This window comes from Treponema socranskii subsp. buccale (genome assembly GCF_024181585.1).
Classification (GTDB): domain Bacteria; phylum Spirochaetota; class Spirochaetia; order Treponematales; family Treponemataceae; genus Treponema_D; species Treponema_D buccale.
Genome location: NZ_CP054258.1, coordinates 2,065,117 through 2,090,948 on the forward strand (window position 1 = coordinate 2,065,117; position 25,832 = coordinate 2,090,948).

At 49.5% G+C, this 25,832-nt stretch carries 25 protein-coding genes; 9 read left to right on the plus strand and 16 right to left on the minus strand.

Features of this window, described 5'->3' with window-relative positions; translation table 11 throughout:
* Positions 1-297 precede the first annotated feature (297 nt).
* The 5 genes from HRI97_RS09360 to ftsH all read right to left on the minus strand — a co-directional run bounded on the left by HRI97_RS09360 (position 298) and on the right by ftsH (position 6,845).
* A complete protein-coding gene (locus HRI97_RS09360; RefSeq protein WP_253725194.1) occupies positions 298-1,095 on the minus strand; it encodes an ABC transporter ATP-binding protein in 798 nt (265 codons plus the stop codon).
* Positions 1,085-2,083: a branched-chain amino acid ABC transporter permease gene (locus tag HRI97_RS09365; protein WP_253725195.1), complete on the minus strand. Its 999-nt coding sequence runs from the start codon at positions 2,081-2,083 to the stop codon at positions 1,085-1,087. Before HRI97_RS09365 ends, HRI97_RS09360 begins: the two co-directional genes overlap by 11 nt.
* Positions 2,084-2,136: 53 nt before the next feature.
* The gene (locus HRI97_RS09370; protein ID WP_180485182.1) at positions 2,137-3,060 is read right to left on the minus strand and encodes a branched-chain amino acid ABC transporter permease; all 924 of its coding nucleotides are present in this window, start codon (positions 3,058-3,060) and stop codon (positions 2,137-2,139) included.
* 446 nt (positions 3,061-3,506) lie between these two features.
* Positions 3,507-4,652 carry an ABC transporter substrate-binding protein gene (locus HRI97_RS09375; RefSeq protein WP_253725196.1) on the minus strand — a complete coding sequence of 382 codons (1,146 nt, stop codon included), beginning with the start codon at positions 4,650-4,652 and terminating at the stop codon, positions 3,507-3,509.
* A gap of 162 nt (positions 4,653-4,814) precedes the next feature.
* Complete coding sequence (ftsH, locus tag HRI97_RS09380; RefSeq protein ID WP_253725197.1) at positions 4,815-6,845, minus strand: ATP-dependent zinc metalloprotease FtsH; 2,031 nt, start codon at positions 6,843-6,845, stop codon at positions 4,815-4,817.
* 186 nt (positions 6,846-7,031) lie between these two features.
* On the opposite strand from ftsH, the gene fliS reads away from it, so the two are divergent.
* From fliS to HRI97_RS09395, 3 genes are read left to right on the plus strand one after another with little or no spacing between them, the layout of a single operon-like run.
* Positions 7,032-7,472 (plus strand): flagellar export chaperone FliS, encoded by a 441-nt coding sequence (gene fliS / locus HRI97_RS09385; protein ID WP_180485180.1) that lies wholly within the window; start codon positions 7,032-7,034, stop codon positions 7,470-7,472.
* Between the two features lie 14 nt (positions 7,473-7,486).
* Positions 7,487-7,966, plus strand: coding sequence for a flagellar export chaperone FlgN (flgN, locus tag HRI97_RS09390; protein ID WP_180485179.1), 480 nt, complete (start codon positions 7,487-7,489; stop codon positions 7,964-7,966).
* Between the two features lie 6 nt (positions 7,967-7,972).
* Complete coding sequence (locus tag HRI97_RS09395; protein WP_253725198.1) at positions 7,973-8,491, plus strand: dihydrofolate reductase; 519 nt, start codon at positions 7,973-7,975, stop codon at positions 8,489-8,491.
* A 116-nt stretch (positions 8,492-8,607) separates the two neighbouring features.
* On the opposite strand, the gene HRI97_RS09400 is transcribed toward HRI97_RS09395, so the two are convergent.
* The 3 genes from HRI97_RS09400 to HRI97_RS09410 form a co-directional block, all read right to left on the minus strand.
* Positions 8,608-9,555 (minus strand): AEC family transporter, encoded by a 948-nt coding sequence (locus tag HRI97_RS09400; protein WP_253725199.1) that lies wholly within the window; start codon positions 9,553-9,555, stop codon positions 8,608-8,610.
* Positions 9,556-9,627: 72 nt separating this feature from the next.
* Positions 9,628-10,737, minus strand: a complete 1,110-nt coding sequence (locus tag HRI97_RS09405) for a radical SAM protein (RefSeq protein ID WP_253725200.1) — start codon at positions 10,735-10,737, stop codon at positions 9,628-9,630.
* A 4-nt stretch (positions 10,738-10,741) separates the two neighbouring features.
* Positions 10,742-11,143 carry a hypothetical protein gene (locus HRI97_RS09410; protein WP_253725201.1) on the minus strand — a complete coding sequence of 134 codons (402 nt, stop codon included), beginning with the start codon at positions 11,141-11,143 and terminating at the stop codon, positions 10,742-10,744.
* 197 nt (positions 11,144-11,340) lie between these two features.
* On the opposite strand from HRI97_RS09410, the gene HRI97_RS09415 reads away from it, so the two are divergent.
* Entirely contained in the window at positions 11,341-12,159 is an 819-nt protein-coding gene (locus HRI97_RS09415; protein ID WP_253725202.1) for a TM2 domain-containing protein, read from the plus strand.
* Between the two features lie 107 nt (positions 12,160-12,266).
* Positions 12,267-13,172, plus strand: coding sequence for an alpha/beta hydrolase (locus tag HRI97_RS09420; RefSeq protein WP_253725203.1), 906 nt, complete (start codon positions 12,267-12,269; stop codon positions 13,170-13,172).
* A 23-nt stretch (positions 13,173-13,195) separates the two neighbouring features.
* Here HRI97_RS09420 and HRI97_RS09425 read toward each other — a convergent pair whose 3' ends face one another.
* The 4 genes from HRI97_RS09425 to HRI97_RS09440 form a co-directional block, all read right to left on the minus strand.
* Positions 13,196-13,516, minus strand: coding sequence for a type II toxin-antitoxin system RelE family toxin (locus HRI97_RS09425; protein ID WP_253725204.1), 321 nt, complete (start codon positions 13,514-13,516; stop codon positions 13,196-13,198).
* A complete protein-coding gene (locus HRI97_RS09430) occupies positions 13,504-13,776 on the minus strand; it encodes a type II toxin-antitoxin system Phd/YefM family antitoxin (protein WP_253725205.1) in 273 nt (90 codons plus the stop codon). Before HRI97_RS09430 ends, HRI97_RS09425 begins: the two co-directional genes overlap by 13 nt.
* A gap of 391 nt (positions 13,777-14,167) precedes the next feature.
* Positions 14,168-16,534 carry an InlB B-repeat-containing protein gene (locus tag HRI97_RS09435; RefSeq protein ID WP_253725206.1) on the minus strand — a complete coding sequence of 789 codons (2,367 nt, stop codon included), beginning with the start codon at positions 16,532-16,534 and terminating at the stop codon, positions 14,168-14,170.
* 40 nt (positions 16,535-16,574) lie between these two features.
* Entirely contained in the window at positions 16,575-17,198 is a 624-nt protein-coding gene (locus HRI97_RS09440) for a GIY-YIG nuclease family protein (protein ID WP_253725207.1), read from the minus strand.
* An 89-nt stretch (positions 17,199-17,287) separates the two neighbouring features.
* On the opposite strand from HRI97_RS09440, the gene HRI97_RS09445 reads away from it, so the two are divergent.
* The 4 genes from HRI97_RS09445 to HRI97_RS09460 all read left to right on the plus strand — a co-directional run bounded on the left by HRI97_RS09445 (position 17,288) and on the right by HRI97_RS09460 (position 20,226).
* The gene (locus HRI97_RS09445; RefSeq protein ID WP_253725208.1) at positions 17,288-18,370 is read left to right on the plus strand and encodes a sensor histidine kinase; all 1,083 of its coding nucleotides are present in this window, start codon (positions 17,288-17,290) and stop codon (positions 18,368-18,370) included.
* A 34-nt stretch (positions 18,371-18,404) separates the two neighbouring features.
* Complete coding sequence (locus HRI97_RS09450; protein ID WP_253725209.1) at positions 18,405-19,016, plus strand: response regulator transcription factor; 612 nt, start codon at positions 18,405-18,407, stop codon at positions 19,014-19,016.
* 14 nt (positions 19,017-19,030) lie between these two features.
* A complete protein-coding gene (locus HRI97_RS09455) occupies positions 19,031-19,603 on the plus strand; it encodes a hypothetical protein (RefSeq protein WP_253725210.1) in 573 nt (190 codons plus the stop codon).
* 479 nt (positions 19,604-20,082) lie between these two features.
* On the plus strand, positions 20,083-20,226 hold the full coding sequence (locus tag HRI97_RS09460) for a hypothetical protein (protein WP_253725211.1): 144 nt from the start codon (positions 20,083-20,085) through the stop codon (positions 20,224-20,226).
* 40 nt (positions 20,227-20,266) lie between these two features.
* Here HRI97_RS09460 and HRI97_RS09465 read toward each other — a convergent pair whose 3' ends face one another.
* From HRI97_RS09465 to HRI97_RS09480, 4 genes are all read right to left on the minus strand, one after another.
* Positions 20,267-22,183 carry a tetratricopeptide repeat protein gene (locus HRI97_RS09465; protein WP_253725212.1) on the minus strand — a complete coding sequence of 639 codons (1,917 nt, stop codon included), beginning with the start codon at positions 22,181-22,183 and terminating at the stop codon, positions 20,267-20,269.
* Positions 22,184-22,203: 20 nt separating this feature from the next.
* Positions 22,204-22,686: a transcription antitermination factor NusB gene (nusB, locus tag HRI97_RS09470; protein ID WP_253725213.1), complete on the minus strand. Its 483-nt coding sequence runs from the start codon at positions 22,684-22,686 to the stop codon at positions 22,204-22,206.
* Between the two features lie 9 nt (positions 22,687-22,695).
* Complete coding sequence (locus HRI97_RS09475) at positions 22,696-23,799, minus strand: MOSP complex formation periplasmic protein, TDE1658 family (RefSeq protein WP_462708935.1); 1,104 nt, start codon at positions 23,797-23,799, stop codon at positions 22,696-22,698.
* 86 nt (positions 23,800-23,885) lie between these two features.
* On the minus strand, positions 23,886-25,694 hold the full coding sequence (locus HRI97_RS09480; protein WP_253725215.1) for an alanine--tRNA ligase: 1,809 nt from the start codon (positions 25,692-25,694) through the stop codon (positions 23,886-23,888).
* Positions 25,695-25,832: the final 138 nt, after the last annotated feature.

A 25,832-nucleotide genomic window follows, 5' to 3' on the forward strand; every position in this document is an offset into this window, starting at 1 on the left:
ATCTTTGTAGACGTATGTGAACGCGGCTCTCACAGCGGAATCCCCGCTTACGCTCCGGTTGTGCTTTTAAGCAAGGCTTCCGCAAGCTGAACGCACAAAGTCGCACGCGTGTCTCCCGCTGCTACGCCGCGTCACGCACGCGTCAAGCAATTTTGCACGCAGATGAAAACTTCGCCGTAAGCATAATTTTATTCATTTTCAAAACTCGCCATCCATAGATACATGAAACAGTTGGAAAATTTCGAGTTTTAGAAAACTCGAAATCCAAGCTGACAATTAATAAAAATCGATTCTCGTTTATGACGCGTCCCGGCCGAGATAAGCTTTGATGACCTGCGGATTCGTCCGAATCTCTTCGGGCTTTCCTTCTGCAATGACGCGGCCGTAATCGAGCACCATGATGTGTTCGCAGATTCCCATGACGAGCTTCATATCGTGCTCGATGAGCAAAATCGTCAAATCGAATTCCTTTCTGATAAAATCGATCATACGCATGAGTTCCGCCGTTTCCTGCGGATTCATTCCGGCCGCCGGTTCGTCGAGCAAAAGCAGCTTCGGCTTCGATGCAAGGGCGCGCGCGATTTCCAATTTGCGCTGTTCGCCGTAGGGCAGGTTGCGCGCGAGTGAGTCTTTTTTGCCGTCGATTTTAAACAGCTGCAAAAGATGCATCGCCCGTTCGCTCATCATTTTTTCGTCGCGCCTGTACTTCGGAGTACGCAGCAGCACGTCGAGAGGAGAAACCGTACGCGACGAGTGCAGCGCGATGCGCACGTTGTCGATCACCGAAAGATTTCCGAAAAGCCTGATGTTTTGAAAGGTGCGCGCGATGCCGATCGCGTTGAGCTCGGCGGGCTTCATTTTATTTATGATGCGGACTTTGCCGTTTTTATCCCAAAACGAAAGCTGTCCGGAAGTCGGCGTATAGATACCGCTGATCATATTGAACAGCGTCGTCTTTCCCGCGCCGTTCGGGCCGATCAAACCGTAGAGCCCTCCTTCACGCAGTTCGCACGAAAATTCGCTCACCGCACACAAGCCGCCGAAGATGATCGAAACGTCGGTTGCTTCGAGCACGAGTTTTTTTTCATCGGCCATTGTGCGCCTCCGTTTTTTTGCCGCGCGCGAGAATCGAAGCGATTTTATCGAAGGTGCGGACAAATGAAAATTCTTTCATCCCCATGAGTCCCTGCGGGCGGAATATCATCACGATGATGAGGATAACAGGGTAAATAAGCAGGCGGTAATTTTGCAAAAAGCGTAAAAACTCCTGCACGTAGGTGAGCACAAAGGCCGCGAGCACGCTTCCGGTCGTCGACCCCATGCCGCCGAGTACGACGAAGATGAGATAATCGATGCTCTTCGTAAACGACGCCTGGTCGGGTTTTACGAATCCGATAAAAGGCGCATAGAGCGCTCCGCCGATACCCGCGACAAAAGAGGCGACGACGAAACCGAGCATCTTATATTTAAACACGTCGATGCCCGCAGCATTCGCGGCGATTTCGTCTTCGCGCACGGCGAGGATCGCGCGACCGTAAGTCGATCGTATAAAATTTTGCACCAAAATGATGAGGGCGACAAGCGTTCCGACGATAACCGTATACGCGAGCGCGGGATTGAGGGCAAGCGCGGTCGGAAATTGTTTACCGTTCGGGCCGCCCGTCCATCGTTTTAAATTGACGAGTACGACGCGGATTATTTCACCGAAGCCGAGCGTTACGATCGCAAGGTAATCACCTTCGAGTTTGAGCGTCGGAAAGCCGATGAGAAATCCGAAAAACGACGTAAGGATACCGGCTAAAACGATCGAAAGGGGCAGCGGCACATGCGCACTCGTCGAAAGCAAAATCGTCGCATACGCGCCGATCGCCATAAAGCCCGCCTGCCCGAGCGACAACTGCCCCGTAATGCCGCAGATCATATTGACGCTGAGCGCCATGATCGCGTTGACCGCCGACAGCGTGAGTATCTGCGCGGTATACGCATCGATGATTTCCAAGCGTATGAGGAGGGCGGGAAGCGCGACGGCGAGCAGCGCGCACACACCCGGAACGAGCATATTTTTCAGCAGTGTATTTTTCATAATTAATAATAACTCCTATGCGATGCGGAAGCCGTATTCCTACGCTTGGCGCATCACACTTTTACCGTACGGCTTTTTCCGAATATGCCCGACGGCTTTACCAAAAGGACGATTATTAAAATCGAAAAAGAAATCGCGTCCGCGTACTGCGAAGAGAGAAAGCCCTTCGTGAGCGTTTCCGCGATGCCGAGCAGGATACCGCCGAACATCGCACCGGGGATCGAACCGATGCCGCCGAGAACAGCCGCGATAAAGGCTTTGAGACCGGGCATATAACCCATCATCGGATCGACTTGCGGATAGGCGGTCGCATACAAAACGCCGCCCGCACCGGCGAGGATCGAGCCGATAACGAAAGTGACCGCGATGATACGGTTGACGCTGATCCCCATCAAAGAAGCGGCCTGCATATCGAACGAAACGGCTTGCATCGCTTTGCCCGTCTTCGTCCTGTTTACGATATAATTTAAAACGATCATCAAAAACGCGCTCGATGCGATGACGATACACTGGATATTCGATACGGCAAGAGAGCCGAGCAAAAAGTTTTTTACCGCAATCGTCGGAAACTGACGAGGATCGGGACCGACAAAGGGCAGCACGCGCATCGTATTTTGCAAAATGAGTTCGACCGCGATCGCCGTGATAAGCGAATTGAGGCGCGGAGCCGAGCGGAGCGGTCGGTAGGCAAAGCGCTCGATGACGAGCGAAAGGAGGGCGCAAACGACCATAGCCGCGGCGAAGGCGAGCACGAGGCTTACGGGAGTGACGCTTGCTGCGACCGAAGGCGCGGATCCGAGCGCGACAAGCACGAAGTAGCCCGCGTACGCTCCCATCATGACGACATCTCCGTGAGCAAAATTAATAAGTTTTACAATGCCGTAGACCATCGTATAACCGAGCGCGATGAGAGCATAGATACTGCCGAGCGAAAGCCCGTTGATGAGCTGCTGTAAAAACAGTAAACCGTTATTCATAGCCGATTACCAAACCTTTTCCAACCTTTTTATTTTCTGTATTAAACGATAAGTTTTACAGTACCATATCCGCGCCGATTATTCAATAAAACGCTCATTAATAATTCATGGCAACCGTCCCGGAAACTATGCCTTTTAAAAGATAGCGTGCAATGTAAAAATCGGCTGCTCTCCCGGCAGCAGCCCTGCCGTTCACCGCGGCTGACCGTAATCGGAATCGGACTGCGCAATCTTTTTTAACAAAAAGATTGCTTGCCATCGGTCAGAGCGGTTCGGCGGCACTGCCGCTGCCTCGCGTTCCGCCTTTTTTGTCTGTCTGTACACTTTTTTTATATGCGCGCATTTCCGAGACGGTTGCCTGCATTAATAACTTGCATACTGCGTACAGATGAAAAAAAGGCGCCGCTTCGCAAAGGAAGGGGCGCCTCTTGCCGTGCAAAAAAGCTTTAGGGATTGACCGTCGTCTTATACACGCTCGTCAACTTTCCGTCGCCGCTTCGCACGAGTTCGAGCATGACGGCGGACTTGACGGGATTATGAAGCGCATCGAAAGTCAAATGCCCCGTAACGTAATCGCCGTTCGTCTGCTCAAGAGCCGAGCGGACGGAAGCGACGTCGAGGGTTCCCGCTTTCGCGATCGCGTCACGCAGCATGTACACGCTGTCGTAGCCGAGAGCCGCAAACGCGTTGGGCGCGGAATTGTATTTTGTCTTAAAGGACGAAACGAATTTCTGCACCGCAGGAACCTCCGAATCGACCGCATAGTGATTCGAATAAAATCCGTTGAGCACTTCGTCTCCCGCATTTCCGGCCAGTCCGTCCCATCCGTCCCCGCCGACGATCGGCGTCGTTATGCCCTGCATACGGAGCTGGCGCGCGATGAGCGCGACCGTACCGTAGTAATCGGGAATATAGACGACATCGGGTGCCGCGTTTTTAATCTTCGTAAGCTGCGCATTGAAATCCTTATCGCCGGTCGAATACGATTCGCGCGCGACGACCGTTCCGCCGCCGGCTTCAAACGCTTTGACGAAATTTTCTTCGAGCCCGACGGAATAATCGTTTTGAATGTCGTACAAAACGGCGGCGCGCTTTGCACCGAGCGTATCCGTTGCGAATTTGCCGCCGACCGTTCCCTGAAACGGATCGATAAAGCACGCACGGAAAATATAATCGCCCGCCTCGGTGATCGCGGGGGACGTCGCCGCCGGTGCGATTTGAATGACTCTGCCCGCCTGCGCGAGCGTCGTTACCGCCTGTACGCAGCCTGACGTCAGCGAACCGATAATGAATTTCACTTTGTCTTTTGTCGTCAATTTTTTGAACGCGTTGACGCTCTTGTCGGGCTTGCCTTCATCGTCTTCTCCGATAAGAACGAGTTTTTTACCGTTTACGCCGCCCGCTTCGTTTATTTCATCGATAGCGAGGTCGATGCCTTTTTTGCATTCGACGCCGTATACGGCGACGTCGCCCGACAGCGGAAAGATGCCGCCTATCGCAATCGTATCGCTTTCGCTTTTGGAACAGCCCGCTGCAAAAAGCGCCAAAGCTGCAGCAAGCGCAAAACCTGCACATTTACCGAGCACTTTCATATCGAATACCTCCGAGGTATAACCTTAAGTATGAGTAAATATATTCAAAAATACTGAAGTCTGTCAAGGGCACCGATTGCATAGGGCCACAGCACACGACCGCAGTAATCCGCCGGGGCTTGCACACGCGCTACGATAAGCTGCCGCACCCCGCCGCTGAGCTTACACGCGTTTTGCCGATTTTTTTGCGGCGGGCTTTGACGCGTCTTCGATCGCTTTTGCGTGCGCTTCGGCTTTGACGATATCTTCGAATTCTTTGCCTTCCATCGTTTCTTTTTCGAGCAGATACTTCGCGATGTATTCGAGCAGCTCGCGGTGTTTTTTCAAAAGCGCGACGACGGATTTATAGCGTTCGGCCATAACGCGGGCGATCTCTTCGTCGATGTATTTTTGCGTTTCTTCCGAATATTCGCGCACAAGCTGCGGTTCGGTAGCCCCGTATCCCTGCCCCGATTTTCCGAGCGTAACGTTTTTGAATCGGTCGCTCATACCGTAATCGGTGATCATTTTGCGGATCGTGTCGGTTGCCCGCTGGATATCGTTTGCGGCTCCGGTCGAAATCTCGTCGAAGATGACCTGTTCGGCAGCACGTCCGCCGAGGAGGACATCGACTTCGTTGATCAAATCGCGTTTCGTCTGCATCGTTTTTTCTTCCTCTTCACGGTACTGCGTAAAGCCTCCGATACCGTGCGAGCGCGGAACGACGGTGATCTTGTTAACCGGCGGATAGTCGGGCGTAAAAGCGCCGACGAGCGCGTGCCCCGTTTCATGGAACGCGACGATGCGCCGTTCTTTTTCGTTTTCCTTGCGCGTCTTTTTTTTGAGACCGATGCTCACTTTGTCGATCGCGTCGTTAAAATCGGACATCGTCACTTTCGCGTGTCCGTTGCGTACGGCGAGCAATGCCGCTTCGTTTACGACGTTCGCAAGGTCGGCCCCCGCGAAACCTATCGTACCGTGGGCGAGGGATTCGAAATCGACGTCGGAATCGAGTTTGACGTTTTTCGCGTGGATGCGCAAAATCTCTTCCCTGCCCTTGACGTCGGGACGTTCGACGGGCACTTGGCGGTCAAAGCGGCCGGGGCGCAAAAGCGCGGGATCGAGTATGTCGGGGCGGTTCGTCGCCGCCAAAATGATCAATCCTTTTTCGTTGTCGAAACCGTCCATTTCGACGAGGAGCTGGTTGAGCGTCTGTTCGCGTTCGTCGTTGCCGCCGAGGTTGTTCATGCGGCTTTTGCCGATCGCGTCGAGTTCGTCGATAAAGATGATGCACGGCGCTTTTTCGCGCGCTTGGCGGAAGAGATCGCGAACGCGGCTCGCACCGACGCCGACGAACATTTCAACGAAGTCCGAACCCGAAATGCGGAAAAACGGTACGCCCGCTTCTCCCGCTACGGCGCGCGCGAGGAGCGTTTTACCCGTACCCGGCGGCCCGACCAGGAGCACGCCCTTCGGGATCTTACCGCCGATGTCGGTGTATTTTTTCGGCTGCTTTAAAAAATCGACGACTTCGACGAGCTCCTCTTTCGCTTCGTCGACGCCCGCGACGTCGGAAAAGCGCGTCTTCACTTTGCCCTCTTCGACGGCTTTTGCGCGCGACTGCCCCGCACCGAAAATACTTCCCATACCGCCGCCCATGCCGCTTCCCATCTTTCGGAGCACGAAAAAGTACATAAGGAAAATAAAAACGATGGGTATGAGATTGGCGAGGATCGGAAGGAGATAACTGTTTTGCCGAAGCACGAATTTATAATCGACACCCTTTTCGTTCATCAGTTCAATGAGCCCTTCGCTCAGGCCCAGTACGCCGAGCGTTTTATATTCCTGCCGGCTGCGCGTTTGAACGGGAAAGAGCATATAGCCTTTTGTGCTCTGTTCGGAAGACAGGGCGCGCTCGGGACCGTAACCGGTAAAATACGTTTCGCCGAGTTCGACCGAAACGATCTTTCCGTCTTCGATGAGACTGCGGAATTCCGAAAAATCGATGAGATTATCCGGCTTCGACATGACAAACATATTGACCAGCGCGAGGACGGCAAGCACGAGGAGCATAAGCGCCCACAACGGAAAACGGGAACGGTTATTATCGTCGTCTTTTTTCTTTTTATCGTTATTATCCGGTCCGGCAAATTTAAAAAAATTGTACGGATCGTCTTTATTGTCGTCTTTTTTATCGTCGATTTTATCGCTCATCAAAAACCTCACTGGGATACATTCCGGTACTTTAAATATACGAAATATCATCAGGTTTGTCGACAGAAAAAATACTCCCGCCGAATAAATTTTATATAAAGTTTCATTTTTAAATACCGATACTGATATACGGATGACTGTTATTTCAGGGAAATTATTTGCTGCATGGGTACACGGAGGTTGAACATGGGCTATAATCAAGCGTATAATGCATATAAAAATACCAATATCCGCACGGCCAGTCAGGGGCACCTCGTCGTTTTGCTCTATGAAGGAGCGGTGCGCCAGCTCTCGGCCGCTGCCGATATGTTCGATGCCGCGAACACCGTAAAAGCGCGCGATATCGAAAAGTTCAACAACTGTCTGCAAAAAGCGCAGGCGATCATCACGGAGTTGCAAGTGTCGCTCGATATGGACAGGGGCGGAGAAATCGCAAAAAATCTCATGTCGCTGTACATATTTTTCAATAACGAGCTCATGTCGGCAAACATCAACCGCGATAAAAAAAAGATCGATTTTGTATTGTCGATGATGACGGAACTTTCCGGCGCGTGGCGGCAGGCGGCAAGCAGCACGGCAAATGCGCCGGCGGCGACGGTCGCAAATGCATTGAATATAGAAGGCTGAACCGAGAGGTGATCATGCAGAAACTTTCACAAAACGAAATAAACGAACGGGTTGCCGTACTCAAACGATTTAAAACGCTGCTCGAACGGCAGCGCGACAAATTCCGCGAATATCTTTCAGTGCTTGAAAAACAGCAAACGTCGATTACGGAAGAAAATACCGACGCGCTCATCGCGCACACGGAACTCGAACAGCAGGTCGTTTCGAATATCGCCGGCCTGCAAAAAGTGATCGTGCCGATGGCGGAAATGTATTCGTCGATCAGAAGTTCCGCTCCGGAAGGCGAAACCCGCGCACTCGAATCGATTCAAAAAGACCTCGCGCACTTGCAGTCGCAAGTCCTCGCTCAAAACGAAAAAAACCGCAGCCTGCTCCGCGTCCACATCGCCGATATTCAAAAGCAGATGGAGCGTATTAAAAACCCCTACCGCGGCAACAGAAGCGTGTACGCGCAAAAGCAAAGCGTCGGAAGCTTTGTCGAAGTGCAGGCGTAAGAGGGCATGATCGCACTCATCGCAGCGTACGCAAAAAACCGCGCGATCGGAAAAGACGGCAAACTCCCGTGGAAATTAATAAACGAACTGCATCATTTCCGCGATATAACCGCGGGCAATATCGTAATCATGGGACGAAAGACATTTGAGTCCATAGGAAAACCGCTTAAAGGCAGAACGACGATCGTCCTTTCAAAAAACAAAATATTTTCCGAAAAACGGCAGCCCGAAGCAAAGCTCTACGAAGCGCGAAGCATGAGGGAAGCGCTTTCGCTTGCGGAAACGCTTTCGGCAAAAAGCGATCCCCCTGCCGATATCTTTTTTGCGGGAGGCGAAGCGGTTTTTGCAGAAGCCCTGCCGCTTTGCAGCGCGCTTTATATAACGGAAATCGACGCATACGTCGATGCCGACACTTTTTTCCCGGAATTCGACGAAACGCTTTTCGAAAAAAAAATTATTAAAAAGGTAGACGACGATACCCTGCCCTACACATATATCCTGTACACGAAAAAAGAGCGCGATTGATTTTTCCGCATCGGATCGTTTCGTGCGGCGGATTTCGCGCCCTTACACTGCCCTGTACAGCGCCGCAACAAACGCATTCCGCGTTATCGCCTGCCGCGTACTTGCACGCGCTTCCGTTACCGGAGCACCGCTTCCGCCAAACGCACAAAAAGAGGAACGGTGACAAGGCTCAGCGCGGAAGTAAGGGAAACGACGAGACTCGCATACGACGTATCTTTTTCAAAGACGGCGGCGAACATTGTCGTGACCATACCCGACGGACAGAGGCTTGCGATGTAAAGCACGAACGCGATTTTTTTCGCGTCGGGAACGGCAGCCGTAAGACGGAGTACGATGAACATAAACGCGAGCATGACGAACGAAGATACCACGAGGCGAAGCAGTACGACTTTTACGGCGTGAACGATGTACAATGCGCTTTCCGACGGAATGCGGAAGTCCGCAAATAATATTCCGAGAATCACCATTGAAAGCGGCGTATTCATACTCGCGATGAGTGCCGCCGGATGAGCGATGACTTGCGGCAATCTGAACGGCAGGCAAAAAAGAATAAAGCCCGCCGCGACGGCGATCACGCTCGGATTGAGCAGCACTTTTTTGAGTTCGATTTTGCCGGACATTTCGAAACTTCCGTACGACCACATAGCGATATTGAATACGGCGATAAATCCCGTGAGATAAAAAACGCCTTCATCGCCGAACACTCCGTGTACGAGCGGAATACCGATATAACCGCAATTCGTAAACACGACGGCGATGCGGTCGATACCGTCGAGCGCTTTCCCTTGCGCCGTTTTCGATCGTGTAAAAATACGCGCGACAAAAGCCGAGAGCACGTGCATGGCCGCACTCACGAGGGCGATAACGATAAACTGCTTTATTTTTTCGCCGTCATAGGGTGCATCGAGTATGTGCAGCAAAAGGCACGGGGCGACCAGATAGAGGAGAATTTTACTTAAAAACTGCTGTTCGGTTTTTCCGGGCTTTATTTTCCGTGCAAAGAAAAACGATACCGAAACGATACACAGCATAATTACGAGCTGTTTCAATACGAGCGGTGCCATAGGTTTCCTTACAATTCATCATAGCGATGTGATGCCCGCTCGGCAATCGACAGCCGCCTGCCTGCGGTTTTTCTACACGGCAAAACCCGTTTTCCAATGCCACACGGGTTTTGCGAGCGCGTTTGAAAAGGGCTGCGTGCGGTTAAAATCGGGGAGCCAGCTCGTATCGTCGGAAAGTTCCTGATAAAAAAGGTATTCGAAACCGTGAGCTTCGATGAGGTCTCGGAGGTCGCGGTCTTCGGCTTTACTTACGAGGCGGTTTTCGATCGCCGACAAAGCGCCCAGCCGCTTTGCACGCACGCTTTCGTTTTCTTCAAAAGGTACGGGCGTATACTGCGACATGAGCGAAACGAGCGCTCTGCCGTCGGCATAACGCTTGAGCCATGCGAGCGTATCGGCCGTTTCGGAAAAGCGTCCGGGCAAAAAGAGATGACGCACGATGACGCCGCGCTCGATCTTTTCCTTTTCGGTTCCGCCTTTTGTCTTTTGCACGAGAGTAAGCGGAAAACGGTCGATCATCCATCGGACGGCGATAGCGGCGGCTTCGGGATAATTTTCCGCACCGAAGAGCTGTTTTGCAAGTTCGGGCGAAAGCGTTTTCAAATCGGGCAGCCATACGGACACGAGGTCTTCGAGCAGTTCGAGCGTTTCGACCGATTCGTATGCCGAAGAATTCCAGCAAAACGGAATCGACACGCCCTCTTCGCGCGCGCTTTTCAAATACGAAGCGATGAGCGGGATCGCGTGGCTTCCGGTGACGAGGTTTATGTTTTCAGCGCCCGCGTCTTCGAGCGCCCGGCAGATTTTAACAAATTCGGTTCTGTCGACGGCGCGCCCCATGCCGTTTTGCGAAATCTGATAATTTTGGCAAAAAGCGCAGCGAAGCGTACAGCCCGTAAAAAAAATCGTACCGCTTCCGCCGAACACGGTAACAGGCGGCTCTTCGCCGAAGTGCAGACACGCGGATGCGATACGGAGGGCATCTCCTTCTCCGCACAATCCGCGCGCGGTTTTTCTGTCGGCGGCGCATTTTCTGGGACACTGCATGCACGGAGCATACGCGCCTACGCCCGATTGTAAGGGCGGCGGAACGCCGTTGCGGAGCGAAGCGGAGCAATGAAGCGGAGCGGAACCCTGCAAAGCGGGATCTTCGACCCGTTCCGTCCGAGAGGATTGCGACATAGGGCTACACCGCTTTTTGTTCGACGAGAGAAGCCATGAGCGACGAAAGCGATTCGATCGGAAGCGTTTCGGCTTCATCCTGTACGAGAGAGGCAAGATTTTTCCAGTCGCGGGGAGAGAGGCTCGACGTGTCGCCTTCGCCGCGCAAAAACGAAAGTATCGCGGCAAGTTTTTCGGCGTGCTCCCCCGTCGGCTCGTTTTCGATATCGGAAGACGAATCGATATACTCGGCGAGCCAATAGTCCCCGGCCGCGCGGGGAAGATCGCCGAGGTCGCGGATCGCGTTTTCGAGGGAGCGCGCGATTTTTTCGCACGTTTTTTTCGCGTCGTAACGGCCGGCGTTTTCCGCCCGTTCGCGCTTTGTCGCACGCGCGATATCGCTCAGGAATTTTTCCGTATAGGTCATAGAGTCACGGTATACCGCGAATGCCGATTTTTGTAAATTACCCCGCGGGGGCGCGACGGGGGTACGGATGTAAAAATCGGCAAAATAATGTAAAGGCGAAGGCGACAATGTAAAGGCGACAGTTGTCCGGCCGGTATTAAATCGATAAAATAAACAGGATGCCTTACGGGCACGATTCGAAACTTCGGAGAAAGCCGATGAACAGATTTTCAAAAATGACGGCCGCTATTGCCTTTTGGAGCGGCATCGCTTTATTGATTACAGCCGTTTTTATCGTGATTTTTCAAAAAGCGTGTTTGGCATATTATTTTCATGCGAGCGGGCAGCCTGAGCATATTTTTATTATTCCATGGAGAGAGCTCATTCAGTATACGCTTACGACCATTATTATCGGATCGTATCTTTTTACCGGTAAAAAAAATTCAAAGACGACCGTACTCCTTATTCTCTATTTTTATATGCATATAACGGTGCTGCTGACAAATCCGCTGACGAATATCCTTATCACAACGTTCAAAGCGCAAACATACGGCGCCGATTACCTCGCTGTTTACAATGCGCTCGTTTCGTTTTTTGCCCATGTATCATTCCCCTTTTTATTATTGTCAAATTCACTGTTTCTCCTGTCCGCCGGAAGCTCTATTGCGTATTGTAAAGACGCGCCCGTTACGGAAACACAAGCGAAAAACGCTTCATCGAAGAGCAGAAACTCATTGGTATGCCTCTCGGCATTATTAGGACTTTTGGGCGTCGATCGTTTTTATGCAGGCAGAAAAACGATCGGAACGCTGAAAGCGCTATGCGGCTTAGTGCTGATCGCGGGGCTGCTGTCGCAGTATTTTTTCTTTCAAGAATTCTTGTTTTTATTTATTGCTTTTCCTCTTTTTAAGATAGCCGGTAAGATAGCCGGCGCCGTTTTTATTTTTGCCGTCGTCATTTGGAATTGGATCGATTTTATTCTTGCAGCAACAGGAAAAATGAAGGACGGAGAGAAAAAGGAAATCAAAATATGGTAAAAAAGAAAACGCGTATCGGTATTCCGCAAAAGTGTGAAATGCCCGCCGAATACGGTTGCAGGCGGAGTACCTGCAAAAATCATTAAAACCGTTACGGAGGCTTAATCATGAAAAAATCCTTTTGTTTGTTAACGCTGCTGCTCTGCATCGGGGGCATCGGAACAATCGCGGCGGCGCAAGCGGGCGTGCCTGCGGCGGCCTTTACGGTGCAGGAACGTAGCTTCCAAAGAAACGGCATGAAAATATACGGTGAACTTTTTATTCCCGATCGCGCATCGCCGGTGCCCTTGGTCATTCTTGCGCACGGATTCGGCGGAAACCGCGGAGGCGTTAAAAGCTATGCGAAAGTTTTTGCGGAACACGGTATTGCGGCATATATTTTCGACTTTATCGGCGGCGGCGAGCATATCAAAAGCGACGGAAAAATGACCGACATGTCGGTTCTCACCGAAGCCGAAGATTTAGCCGTCATTCTTGATAACTTAAAAACCGACACACGTTTTAAGGCGGAGCAAATCTTTTTGTTCGGAGAAAGCCAAGGCGGATTTGTTTCGACCTATGTTGCCGCACTGCGTCCCGCCGATGTCGCGGGCTTGGTTTTATTATATCCCGCTTTTGTGATTCATGATTACGTTCGGCGGCGCACACCCGATCCGGAACGAATTCCCGACACAATGAAGCTGCTCGGAAAAACCGTCGGGCGCATTTATAATAAAGATGTACTGTCCTTTGATATTTATGCGCTCATGCCGCAGTATTCCGGCAAAACGCTTATCATCCACGGAAGCGCCGACTCGCTTGTACCGCTGTCGTATTCGGAACGGGCGATTAAAACCTTCCCCGACGCGAAACTCATAACGCTTGACGGCGCAGGTCACGTCTTTTACGGAAACGCAATGCGGAAAGCCGCAGAAGATGCGGTACACTTTGTGCAAAGCATAATCGGCGAAATCGCTGCTGCGCAAACGGGCGCGCCGATAGCATTTAAGGTGAAGGAATTAGGGACAAGATGACCATTGTCCGACGATGACATATATTATTCATCCTTTAATAAGCCGCTCTTAATATATTTTTTCATCAATTCATAAATATCGTTTTTTCGGTCTCCGCCGCGTCTTATTCCGACGGCAACAACAATGACTTCTATTTCCGTCTCTCGCACTCGATAAATAATTCTATACCGCTGTCCGACCGAACGGATTGAACGATATCCTTGTAAATTACCCTTCAGAGGTTTTCCGACTTTTAGCGGTTCGGATTTTAAAATTTCAATTTTTTCCAAAATGAGCGTTTGTGATTTTTGATCCAATGACGCAATATAATCGGCTGCAATCCGCGTCAGTTTTATCGAGTACATAAAAGCTTTTGTTTAAATGAATCGAAATCGACTAATTTATTTTGATTGATTTGCCGAATACCGACAGCAAGCTGTTCGGAAAGCTCCTTATCGGATAAAATTTCGAGCGTTTCGCGAATACTCTCATAGGTATCCCATTTTATTAAAGCAAACACTTCTCTACCATGATTGGTAATGGAAATTGTATCGTCATAATCCATAGTATGTTCAAGGGAAGTGATTTTTTTTCTGGCTTCCGTAATTGTCATCGGCGTAATCATTGTCGATTCCTCCGCAGATAGTGTACATATTTTTGCACAAAATACAAGTACAAACAGCCGGTAATAATGCGACTGCCGCGGCAAATTCATTCTTCCCCCTTGACTTAAACCGAACTTTAACTTGTATAGTAAAAATACGATACTAACGCTGTGTGGGACGGCGCCGCCCCGTGTTGAGCGCAGAGCATTCCGCACGTAAACGAGTGTGTGTATGCGCCCGTGCGTAAGCCCATACACACCATCCTATTGGTAGCAGGCGGCAGACCGGATAATCGGTTTTTCACTTTTTACTTCTTCCCAGTCTGCCACAAGTTTACAAATTTTGCCGCCATGCAAAACTTGAGACGGACATAAGACCCACTATCGGCTTATCGATGCCTTAATATGTCTATTACTCATTTAAAAAGTCTGCCAGACAACAGACACTAAAATAGTAATTCTTTTGCTGGTAGCTCAGTTTGCCGGTCATGAAACCCACAAGCCACGCGTTGTCGCGGTGTTCGTAATACGACGACGAGTCGAAATACTGTGACGACGACCAATGATAATCAAAAAGCTCTCCCGAGACATAAGCAGAGCTAAGATTGCGTATTTTTTTATAACTTTCATTGATTGCAGTACGGTTTTTATATACCTCGCACAGTTCCGCAAGGCTCGGCATATACCATGCAAAACTCTTTCCGCCGAGTAGTGAAGCGTAAGTTGTGTTGTACTCATTAACCCAGTTGAACGCAGGATAGTTCGTTGCAGCATCCGCCGTTCCTACGGGGTCTATTGACTTTATGTACTCCCAGTTGTCGCTTCCGTCTATGTCACCCGTGAACGTTGCAGTTGAAGCAGCCCCGTCTCCCGTTTGGCTCGGATTACAGATGATGCCTTCAAGCTTCTCAGAGTAACCAGTGGTACTCTCTTCTGCCCATTTCAATCTTTCATAGTGTTTTTTCAGTGAAATCATTCTCGGCACTCCGTAGGTATAACCACAGATAACGCCTACCGGCGGATTAGCATGGTCTACCATTGTATAGGAGTCTTTTTCGACAAGGCTCTTGTCCGCAAGCACAATCTTTCCTGCCTCGTAGCCGGTACTGTAGTCTTTTACGCTCAAAACTCCCGTCTTGCTTGCCGTTTTGCACGTTACCGTAACAGTCGTATCTCCGACAACTGACGGACATTCCACTTCTGCCATTGCAAAAGTGTCGCTTACAATATTGAAATTCGAGAAAGTTGCTCCGCTTCCGCTGAAATTCGCTTGGCTTACATGGTATGCTTTAAAGTTTTTGCCGGTAATTTTTACAGGGAGCTTATTTCCGCCGTAAGAGGTGCCGGCCTTTGGTATAATTACGCTTGAAATTTCGACAAGAGGAGTTTCCGCCTTAAAACTCACACTTACCGTTACGTTTCCGGTAATTTTCACTTTTGCAACCGTACTTCCGATTATTCCGGTTCCTGCTTCAAACTCGCCGCCGCTTACAGCCCATTGATTAACATAGTAATACGCATTCGGAACTGCCGTAAACTCAACGATTTTGCCGTGCTCAACCTTGCTGCCCGTATGGATTTCGTTGCCGTCGACTGTTGCTTTGAGTGTACCGTTCGCCGGTGTACCGTCCACCCCGAAGGTTATGGAATATGCCAATTTCTTAAATGTTACTTTCACTTCCGTTGCGGCGCTTACCGTTATTGCTGCCGTTGCGCTGCCGATTGTTCCCGTACCGGGCTGCAAGGCTGATATGGGCGTTACCGTCCACGTATCTACCTCGTAGCCCGCAGCTGCCGTTGCGGTAAAGGTTACGGTTTTGCCCTGTTCGACTGTTATGGGGCTTGTATCGGTTGCCGTGCCGCTGTCGACCTTTGCTTTAAGCGTACCTCCCGTACCTGTTACCCCGAATGTGATTGCATAAAGCGGTGCCCACTGTGCGGTGTATTCGGCATTAGCTGCAGGATAGAGAAACGGTGTAGGCGGTTCGGGATTCCATCCTTTAAAAACGAAACCCGTTTTTACGGGAGCGGGGGCTGTTAAGGGTGCCCCGTATTTGCCTGTTTTTACGATAGGCCCGGCATTGCCTGAAACGTTGCCGCCTGCAAGATTAAAAGTTACGTTTACCGTATTGCGCTCGTAAAAGAGTTCTACGACGGTACTGTTGTCGGCGGCTATTGTGCCGTTTAGCTGTACGGTGCCGTTTACTTTGGTAAGATTCGATTTGTAGGTAAAGCCTTCGTAGGCTCCGCCGGTTTTCGGCGTGTATGCGGCATTTGTTCCGACCGTACCGGTTTTATTTTCGGTTTCCGTCGGTTCTGTAGGGTATCCGCCTTCCGCTTTTTCCTGATAATGTTTTACCGTATACGAAGTTTCGCCTGCAAGAAAACTTACCTTAACGGTTACCGCTTTTGTTACGGTGCAGGTATAAGTGTTTGATGTGTTGTCTGTAACAACTGCGCCGTCTACCTTCCACTCTTTTACCGCATAGCCCGCGGCCGCCGTTGCCGTAAAGGTTACGGTTTTGCCTTTTTGAACCGTTATGGGGCTCGTCTCCGTTTCCGTAACTCCGTCTGCCTTTGCTTTAAGCGTTCCGCCGGTACCTTCTACACCGAAGGTGACGGCGTACTTGGAAACGGGCGTCCCGCCGCCTCCGCCTGAGTTGCCGCTGCCGGAATCACCCGCATTGTTCGGACAAGCGGTAAACAGCAGTGCGATGAGCAGCGCAAAAGCCGCTCCCAAAAAGGCAAATGTTTTGTGTTGTGTATTATTTGTTTTCATATGTTTTCTCCAAAATCATTAATACAAATCTCCCGGATTTTTATTTTTTCCCCTGTTTACCCAACAAGGGTTTGTAGTGATTCCAAAGGTAATCTTCGTATTTTTGCATTTTCTCTGCATCTTGATTTTTCATTTTAATTACGATGAGCCTGAGTTCTTCATCTTGGGGAAACCACTCCGAAAGATGAAGCGCATATACGGTTTTACTTTTAGCTGTTAAATGTTGTTCAAGTCTGGAAATCAGATTTTGAGAACTGCCTACATATAAACACCCGTCTTTTGCTTCGTTCTGACGTTCTTTTAAATCTTCTTCTCCGGGACAGCGTGCCATCTGATAATTGCCTTTTGCCCTGCTGTATTCTGCAAGGTCGAATTTAAAATTTTCACCGACAAAAAACAAATAAATTGCCCATTCTTTCTTATCAAATTTCTTGATTTCAGCCTCTATTTTCTTTTGATTTCCCGTTATTTCTTTAGGACTTTCCAAATCGTTCTCAAAATCAAGATCCTTTAAGAACTTCAGTTCTTCTTCTTTCTGTGATTTTAAGATAGTAATTAAGGCGTTTTTCTCCATCTTTACATTCTCCTTGCAAATTATTTTAAGCTTTCCGTTTTTCCGCCAATCGGCATCATAGGCTAATTTTTCGTTCGTATTATACTTCACCTTCTACATATTCCTTTGGTCTTTTTTCCTAAAAATTTCGGGAATTTTTCCCAAAACAAAAATAAAAGTTCGTGTTATACTCAAAAATCATGTTGCCGGGTATTATTAAGAAAATTTTTAAAATCGAGTCGATATTTATCTGCATAGCGCTCGCAATCTTTTTTTGCACAATTCTTTTTAAGAGGACAAGCAACAACCTTATTCAAAAACTCGACACGCAGATGTTATTGTTTCAGATGAACCCGCAGCACATGGTCGGCGGCGGTGATAACTTCGGCATTTCGGCAGATAATCCGATAGACTTTGAAGACATAGCGCGTAAACTGCGATCGGACTACCAAGCTTTCACCTATTTTGACGCACCGTTAAAAAAAGAACTTGAAGCGATCATTCAAAACCTGCAAAGCGGTAAGCGGAACCCTGATGCCGTAATCGCCTTTCAAAACCGCATTCATGAGACGCAGACAAGGCTGAATCTCGGCTACGACTCGCTTTTATACAGCGCGCTTTTTTTGATTGCGATTGCAGCTTTTATAATCCTTGAAAAATTCTTTAAAAATGCAATGCAGCTCGAACAGCTTAAAACAATGCAGGCAGAGCAGAATAATTTCAGCCGCGATCTTCACGACGGAGTTGCACAAAATCTTGCCGCACTGAAAATCTACCTTGAAAAACAAGATTTTTCAAAATCAAAGTTCTATGCGAATCAGGCGCTGAACGAAATCCGGTATATGATCGGTTCCGGAAGTATTGCGTTTACGGAAGATTTTGAAAAAATCGTACGTGAGATTTGCATTGCGTTTGAAGCGAATTTCGGAATAAAAACGCATCTTTACGTTGCAAGTCAAAAAATACTGAAACTTGAAAAAACGCAAAAAACACATCTTATCAGAATTCTGCAGGAAGCGTTGAGCAATATCTCCCGACATTCCGATGCGACACAAGTCGAAATAAAAATCGTGGACGGGATCGATGACTTCCGTTTTATAATCTGCGATAACGGAAAAGGTTTTGAAAAAACCGAAGTTCAAACTAAAAATCAAAAAGATGCCGTAAAACATTACGGACTTACCAATATCAAAAAACGTGCCCAGCTTATCGGCGGCAATGCCGATTTTATAAACGAAGGAGGATTTACAATTGCAGTCACCGTTAAAGATTCTGTTCGTTGACGACCACACAGGTTTGCGGGACGGAATGATTTTTATGCTTCAAAACAAAAATCCGTCGCTTTCCATAACAGGTGCGGGGACAATCCCTGAAGCGGTCAAAAAACTTACTAAACATAAAGATATTAAAATTGTGATTTTGGATTTGAATCTCGACGGTGAAAATTCACTTGAATCGGTTTCAAAAATAAAAGGAGCGAATCCCGATATTTTGATTTTGGTTTACACTATGTACAATGATGATATTCACGTAGAAAATGCGCTTTTGATGGGCGCGCAAGGTTTTATCACAAAAGAAGCTTCGGTCGACGAACTTGAAAAAGCGATTCTTGCAGTAGGTTCCGGGAACACGTACTATAACAGCGCGGCAAGCAAAATCTTGTACGCCCTTTTACCGCAGAATAAAGGCAAGCATATCGCTCGTGACGAAAAAAGTTATCTTTTCGACAATTACAAAAGTCTTTCAAAAAAAGAGCGGGAAGTTTTCATTCATCTTGCCGAAGGTCTTGATATCGTTGAAATTGCGACGCGGCTCGGAAAAACCAAAAAGACAATTCTGAATCAGCGGACTGCGGTTTACGAAAAAATGTTTATTCGCGACCGGCACGATTTGATTGAAAAAGCAAAGTTTTTAGGGTTGATATTTTAATGAAAAAAAGTTCAATGAAACAAAGAATTTTTACAATCGTTTTCACGATTACAGGCATTTCGATTAATTATCTTTGTTCATATCTTGCAGGGCTCATCGCTTTTCCGCTGTATTTGGATTCACTGCTTACTATCGCCGTAACGGCCTTATGCGGTCTTGTTCCGGGAATTGTGTGCGCAGTTGGAAGCAACGTCCTTTTGTGCATTTTTGCAAACACGGGTATTCTTTTTACGTTGTGTCATATCTCTACCGCAGTAGTCGCATATCTGGTGTTTTATTTCGAGCGAAAAAAAGCCGCATCCCTTTCAAAAACAAATTTTTCTTATACAACCGAAAATTTTATGTGGATAGGTTTGATATCAGCCGTCACCAATTCGGTGCTGGGCGATACGATTTCTTATTTTTTCTACTCGGCAAATACCTCCATTCCGCAAGTAGACAACGCTGTGCAAGGGATATATGTTGTGACAAAGAGTTTAAAGTTTGCCGCCTACTTCGGCGGAACAGTCACAAATCTGATCGACAAAGTTTTCAGTGCTGCAGTAAGCTTGTTTGTATATCGATTTATAATGCGACACAAAAGATAATTTTCCGGCAGGGCTTACGCATGAGAATCTATATCCCCCAAAAATAACCGTTACCGTAAAAAATCGGCTGCACTCCCGGCAGCAGCCCTGCCGTTCACCGCGGCTGACCGTGATTAGAATCGGACTGCGCAAAATTTCTTCGAAATTTTGCTTGCCATTCCTTATAGTGCGGCATTACAGAAAATATCGATTTTCGAAAATGCCGCACTTGTGCGCGGAAGCGCGCATGTGTATGTACAAGTTTGCAAAGCAAACTTGCAATTAAACGGTACGCGATATTTCAGCGTACCGTTTAAACCCGGTCAGAGCGGCTCGGCGGCATTGCCGCTGCCTCACGTTCCGCCTTTTTTATTTTATACTTTGTTTCTTTTCTGTGTATACATTTTTCATGCGTAATCCCTGATTTTCCGTTCTCTCCCCCTTGACTTAAACCGAACTTTAACTTGTATAATATTTTACGGAGGTGCAATAAAAAATCTATGAACGAATTTAACGGTGTAGCCGATACTATGCTTATCCCGATGGCGGCGCGGATTTATGCGTCAAAACGCTTTCCCGAATATTTTTATAAAGTATGCGACAACGGCGGAAGAACGGTTATCCTGCATTTAGATCTTAACTGAACTGCCCGCGCGAACATCGGCTTTGCTGCAATCGAAACGCTTATCGATTTTGTTCGGCGAGACGGTCTCTTAACAATTTTGCGCGGGCATGAGTCGGAACAAGGGCGAGCGCGTAACCTGCCGAACGGAGCGCTTCCCTCGTTTTGCCCTGTGCACTGTAGATGAGCGCCATGCGGTATTGGATTTCAGCCCGCTGCACAGCGTCCGCCGCACGGACGGAAGAGGCCGCATAGAGATCGAGCGCCTGTATGTTCGAGCCGAGGCTTTCGTATAGCATCGCGAGGTTCATGCACGACGGCGTGGAGACGAGGGAGGAAATCGTTTTGCCGTCCGTGCCGCCGCCGCTTTCGTACACGCAGTATTCGTAGAGTCGTATCGCCGTATCGGCAAGCCTGCCGTAAGCTGCAAACCACGCCGCATATTCGGCTTCGCGGATCGTCATGTCGCGGACATTCGAAGCGCACGATTCCCAAAAATCGCGCGACGGGTCAAAACCGTATTTTGCGGCCATGCTCTTTCGAAAAAGACGGAAAGCGTCGTCGTAACGCCGGTAGGCTAAAAGGCGGTTCAGCGCAAATTCGAAAATAACGTCGGGATAGACGTTTGCGCCGACACTGCTGCGTTCGAGTTCGTTCCATACGTCGGATATTTTTTCATCCGTTGTCAGAGAAAAATCGGTTTCGTATTTTAAATGCAAGCGCGCGATATACAATACGGGATTATTAATTCTCTCGAGGCTTCGATCGATGCGGTATTCGGCATCGCTCACCGGAATCTTTGCGCGCCTGTCGTACGCTTCCATTTTGAGCGTCGCAAGGCCGTTGTCCCTGAGCGTGAGTTCCTGCATATCTTCCGCCGGAGGCATACTCGTCCGCCGTGCAAAGTCCGCATACGCGATGAGAGCGGGCGCATAATCGGGCCACGCGTTTACCGTATCGGTCAAAAGGCGGCTCGCTTCGTCGTCGTTGCCGTTCGCTTCGGCGTACAGCGCGCTGTTGACAAAGAGAGAAGGTAAAAGAGAGCTCACAGTTTCGTCCGCTATGTTCATGCCGCCGGTATTCCGCTCCATTTCGGCGATGACGCTGCGCCTCGCACGCTCGGCTTCTTCCGTCTCCGAAAGCGCAATATACGAATCGGAGAGAACGGCGGCTATTTCGACGGGCGACACTCTGTGACGGGAACGGATCGAAGATGTCGGGTAGAGTGAATGCGCTTTTTCGGCATAGGCGGCCGCTTCTCCGAAACGGCGCGAATCGAACATGACGAGACTCCAAAAAAACGCGTCTTCGACTTCAAAGCAGTCGGCGGGTTTTATCGAATACGCAGTATCGTAATTGCCGTCTTTCAAACAGATAAGCGCCGCATCTCGGAGCCAGTACCCGTCTTTCGAGCCGGCGTATGCGTCGCAAAAGATCGAAAAAAATCGATTGTCGAAATATTCGGAAGCGCTTGCTCCTTTTTCGGATGCAAGCTCGCGCAAGTACGCTTCGGAGTACACGGAGCCGAAGCGCGTACCGCGAAGGCATTCGGCAATCTTTACCGCTTCCGCTCCCCTTCCGGAGCGCATCAAAAACTGCGCGTACACCGCGGACATTTCGGGGTTTTTCGGATTGCGCTTCAATCCGCGCACGAGCGTCTTTTCCGCAAGAGCCGTCTCTCCCATTTCAAAATAGCGGCGGTATATGCCGATGCGCGACCACGAATCGTATACGTATTTTTCGGCTTTTTTCAATTCCGAAAGGGCATCCCTGTCCTGCCCCTGTTCGTTGAGCGCGTCGATTTCATCGAGCATGCCGGTAAACGACGAACGGGACGCGCTCATCCTGCACGATGCGGCACATACGACAAAACAAAAATTAACAATTAATAAAAGAAAACAAAACGCGTTCGGAAGATGAGCGGAATTCCGCCGGCGGCAAAAATCGCGTACGCCGAAATACACGAACTTTTTTTCCATAACGCCCCTCGTTCCGCCCGCTATTCGGTGAGTTTTTCGGCGGAAGACGGCGCGGATATTTTTTCGGCCGGTGACGGCGAAGCGGAAGACGCTTTACCGATCTTATCGAGCACCGCGTTGATAAAGCGGAACGAATCGTCCGCTCCGAATTCCTTTGCGATCTGAATGGCTTCGTCTATGACGACGGAAGCGCCGACGTCTTTTTGATATAAGAGCGAATACACGCTCATGCGCAAAATCGACAGCGATACTTTGTTTACGCGGTTGAAATCCCAATTTGCAGCGAGGTGTTTTTTTATGTTTTCGTCTATTTCGGAAAGATGCTCGACCGTGCCGGCGGCCAAAAGACGCGCAAACGCGTATTCTTCTTTGTTCGTGTCTTCGTCAGGGACGCCGCTTTCCGACGCCCACGAAAATGAAAGCAGGTCTTCAAGCGGGATGTCGCCCACTTCGTAAGAATACAGCGTTTGAAATGCCAGCACCCGGCCCTTTCTGCGCGACACGGGATTTCCTTACCAGCTTAAAAGTTTATCCAATTCGGCGCCGGTTTTTTTGCGGTCGACGTTTTCGCTTACGTCAAGCGATTTGGCAATCTCGTTTGCGGCCTTGTACATATATGCCATCTGTTGCTGCCGACCGAGCTGCTCCTTGATGTAATTGTAGACGGTGATCGTCGTTCCCGGGCGGACGACGTCGCTCAAGCCGAGCAGTTTCGCATCGTATTTTTCTACGATGGAATAAAATTGATAATTCGTTTCGTTGTCCTGCACGTCGGAAATATATCCGGGAGTGCGGGAAAAAAGTTCGAGCAGTACGCGGTAGGATATGCCGAGCTGTACGGCGCTCGTTTCGGTTTTATTGATAAGCATTTCGCCCGCTTGAAAACCGGATTTTTCAGCCTGCGAACGGACTCCGATCTGCGTACGTACGGAAGACGGATCCTTTGCGTTTTTGAGCGTATTCCACATCTCCGTCGCTTTCACTTTCGCATCGTCCGGCGACGATCCTTTCGGCACAATAACGAGGAAGAGACGAAGCATATCGCTCCACACGAAATTCGCTTTATTCATTTCGTAAAACGAACGGATATCTTCGTCCGTCGGTTTGACGTTGCGAAGCTCGGCTTCACGCTGCTGCTGGATATACTGCTGCGCCGTGATTTGCGCTTTTAAATAATCCTTATATTCGGCGATGGACATGCCCGCCTGCTGCTTCATAAATTCGTCGAGCGACGTCTTCGTCTGCTGACGCACGAAAGCGTTGAGTTCCTGTTCGGTGAGAGTATCATTTCTGCCGACGATTATCTGCGACATCGTTTGAAGAAAGTTTTGATTTACCGCGCTGTCGGGAATGGAAATGCCCGCTTTTTGCGCCGCCTGATTGATGAGCTTTTCGGAAATGAGAGCGTCGAGCGTTTGTCTGCGCTCGTCGACGGTCAGCACCCTGCCCGCCTGTTTTTCGTACATGCCGACGCGCGTTTTGAGCTGCTTGACGGTAATCGATTCGCTTTTGTTGAGCTTTATAACCGCAAGCACTTGCAAATCCGACTGCGCGAAAACGGACGCGGCCGAAATCATCAACATACAACAGAAGATGGTAAAACGGTTTACTTTCATTGTATCTAAGTCCTTCTTTCAATAATAACAAATTGCACTGCAGTGCGTTACACGAGATGCCCGGCTGAACGAAGACACGCTGGCTGCTACGCTCCGAGCGGCAGCCCGCCCGAGATGACCGCACGGATGCGGCGCACGCCTGCGGAAGACGACTGCTCTTTCGTTATCTTAAACTGCCCGATCTGCGCCGTATGCTTGACGTGCGGACCAGCGCACACTTCTTTGCTGAAGTCTCCGATGGAATACACCGTAACGCGTTCGCCGTATTTGTCGCCGAAAAGCGCGCGCGCTCCGGTATTTTTGGCGTCGTCGAGGCTCATCTCTTCAACCGTAACGGGAAGGTCGCGCGCGATCTGTTCGTTCACCAAGTCTTCGACTTTTTGCACTTCTTCTTTCGTCAATGCACGTGAAAAAGAAAAATCGAAGCGGAGGCGTTCGGGCGTAATATTCGAACCCTTTTGCGCGACTTCCGGCCCGAGCACCCGCTTGAGCGCTTCGTGCAGCAAGTGCGTCGCCGTATGATATTTCGTCGAAATCTCCGAATGATCGCCGAGACCGCTTTTAAAAGCGCCGGCGCTCAGCGTACGCGATTCTTCCTGATGCTTTTTTTCCTCTTCTTTGAACGAATCGATATCGACCGTCATACCGTGTTCGCGGCCGAGCTCTTCGGTCAGTTCGATCGGAAAGCCGAACGTATCGTAGAGTCTGAAAGCGACGCGGCCCGGAATCGTTTTATGCGGATTTTTTAATAAATTCGGCAAAAGCTTTTCAAACTCCGCTTCGCCTTTTTTCAGCGTTGCGAGGAATTTATCTTCTTCCGCGCCGAGCTGTTCGAAAATAAAATCTTTTTTGCCTTCGAATTCGGGATACGCTTTAACGTATTCGCCGATGACGACGTCCGCAGGCTTTGCGAGGAAGGCGCCTTCGATGCCGATCTTCCGTCCGTGGCGCACCGCTCGGCGGATGACCCTGCGCAGAATATAGCCCGCGCCGACATTGCTCGGCGTCACCGCTTTTTGATCGCCCAAAATAAAAGTCGCCGTACGCACGTGATCGGAAATGATGCGGATCGATATGTCGACGTCTTCGTTTTCGCCGTACTTTTTTCCCGAAAGCGATTCGATACAGCGGATAATCGGAACAAAGACATCGATTTCGTAAACGGACTTCATACCGCCGAGCATCGCGACCGTGCGCTCGGCTCCCATGCCGGTGTCGACACATTTTCGCGAAAGGGGTTCGAAGGTACCGTCTGCGGTTTTATTGTACTGCATAAATACGTTGTTCCAGATTTCGACGTATTTACCGCACGGGCAGCCCGGCCGGCAGTGAGAAGAACAGGCTTCTTTCCCCGTATCGTAAAAGATTTCCGTGTCGGGACCGCAGGGACCGGTCAAACCCGCGGGTCCCCACCAGTTGTCGCTCCTCGGCAGATAAAAGATCCGCTCGCGCGGAATGCCGCAGCTTTCCCAAATGGCGGCCGCTTCGTCGTCGCGCGGCACCGCATCTTCGCCCGCAAACACCGTCACGGAAATTTTTTCCGGCGGAATCGCAAGCCATTCTTTACCCGTCAAAAATTCCCAGCTGAAAGCGATCGATTCTTTTTTAAAATAATCGCCGAGCGACCAGTTGCCGAGCATTTCAAAAAACGTCAAGTGCGACGCATCTCCGACCGAATCGATGTCACCGGTGCGCACGCATTTTTGATAATCGGTGAGCCGCGTTCCTTCAGGGTGATTTTGCCCCGAAAGATAGGGAACGAGCGGCTGCATGCCGGCGGTCGTAAACAAAACGGTCGGATCGTTGTCGGGAATGAGCGACTGACCGCTTATTTCCGCATGCCCTTTACTTTTAAAAAACGCGATATATTTGGATCGAAGTTCATTTACAGTCATAAATTTAATACTATAAATTCACCGCTTCAATGTCAAGGCGGCGAAAACCGTTTATCGAGGCGAAAACCGCTATGTTATGACGATAACAATTTTTGGTTTTGCGTCCTTGCTCGAATGGCGGCGAACTCGTTATAATGG

Excerpts from the sequence above, each read along its gene's own strand:
- HRI97_RS09455 (WP_253725210.1), top strand. The coding sequence starts at position 19,031 with ATGAAACAAAGAATTTTTACAATCGTTTTCACGATTACAGGCATTTCG.
- HRI97_RS09395 (WP_253725198.1), top strand. The coding sequence starts at position 7,973 with ATGATCGCACTCATCGCAGCGTACGCAAAAAACCGCGCGATCGGAAAA.
- HRI97_RS09480 (WP_253725215.1), bottom strand. The coding sequence starts at position 25,694 with ATGACTGTAAATGAACTTCGATCCAAATATATCGCGTTTTTTAAAAGT.
- HRI97_RS09450 (WP_253725209.1), top strand. The coding sequence starts at position 18,405 with ATGCTTCAAAACAAAAATCCGTCGCTTTCCATAACAGGTGCGGGGACA.
- HRI97_RS09365 (WP_253725195.1), bottom strand. The coding sequence starts at position 2,083 with ATGAAAAATACACTGCTGAAAAATATGCTCGTTCCGGGTGTGTGCGCG.
- HRI97_RS09400 (WP_253725199.1), bottom strand. The coding sequence starts at position 9,555 with ATGGCACCGCTCGTATTGAAACAGCTCGTAATTATGCTGTGTATCGTT.
- HRI97_RS09430 (WP_253725205.1), bottom strand. The coding sequence starts at position 13,776 with ATGATTACGCCGATGACAATTACGGAAGCCAGAAAAAAAATCACTTCC.
- HRI97_RS09460 (WP_253725211.1), top strand. The coding sequence starts at position 20,083 with ATGAACGAATTTAACGGTGTAGCCGATACTATGCTTATCCCGATGGCG.
- HRI97_RS09465 (WP_253725212.1), bottom strand. The coding sequence starts at position 22,183 with ATGGAAAAAAAGTTCGTGTATTTCGGCGTACGCGATTTTTGCCGCCGG.
- flgN (WP_180485179.1), top strand. The coding sequence starts at position 7,487 with ATGCAGAAACTTTCACAAAACGAAATAAACGAACGGGTTGCCGTACTC.
- HRI97_RS09405 (WP_253725200.1), bottom strand. The coding sequence starts at position 10,737 with ATGTCGCAATCCTCTCGGACGGAACGGGTCGAAGATCCCGCTTTGCAG.
- fliS (WP_180485180.1), top strand. The coding sequence starts at position 7,032 with ATGGGCTATAATCAAGCGTATAATGCATATAAAAATACCAATATCCGC.
- HRI97_RS09435 (WP_253725206.1), bottom strand. The coding sequence starts at position 16,534 with ATGAAAACAAATAATACACAACACAAAACATTTGCCTTTTTGGGAGCG.
- HRI97_RS09370 (WP_180485182.1), bottom strand. The coding sequence starts at position 3,060 with ATGAATAACGGTTTACTGTTTTTACAGCAGCTCATCAACGGGCTTTCG.
- HRI97_RS09425 (WP_253725204.1), bottom strand. The coding sequence starts at position 13,516 with ATGTACTCGATAAAACTGACGCGGATTGCAGCCGATTATATTGCGTCA.
- HRI97_RS09410 (WP_253725201.1), bottom strand. The coding sequence starts at position 11,143 with ATGACCTATACGGAAAAATTCCTGAGCGATATCGCGCGTGCGACAAAG.
- HRI97_RS09375 (WP_253725196.1), bottom strand. The coding sequence starts at position 4,652 with ATGAAAGTGCTCGGTAAATGTGCAGGTTTTGCGCTTGCTGCAGCTTTG.
- HRI97_RS09445 (WP_253725208.1), top strand. The coding sequence starts at position 17,288 with ATGTTGCCGGGTATTATTAAGAAAATTTTTAAAATCGAGTCGATATTT.
- HRI97_RS09360 (WP_253725194.1), bottom strand. The coding sequence starts at position 1,095 with ATGGCCGATGAAAAAAAACTCGTGCTCGAAGCAACCGACGTTTCGATC.
- ftsH (WP_253725197.1), bottom strand. The coding sequence starts at position 6,845 with ATGAGCGATAAAATCGACGATAAAAAAGACGACAATAAAGACGATCCG.
- HRI97_RS09415 (WP_253725202.1), top strand. The coding sequence starts at position 11,341 with ATGAACAGATTTTCAAAAATGACGGCCGCTATTGCCTTTTGGAGCGGC.
- HRI97_RS09420 (WP_253725203.1), top strand. The coding sequence starts at position 12,267 with ATGAAAAAATCCTTTTGTTTGTTAACGCTGCTGCTCTGCATCGGGGGC.
- HRI97_RS09475 (WP_462708935.1), bottom strand. The coding sequence starts at position 23,799 with ATGAAAGTAAACCGTTTTACCATCTTCTGTTGTATGTTGATGATTTCG.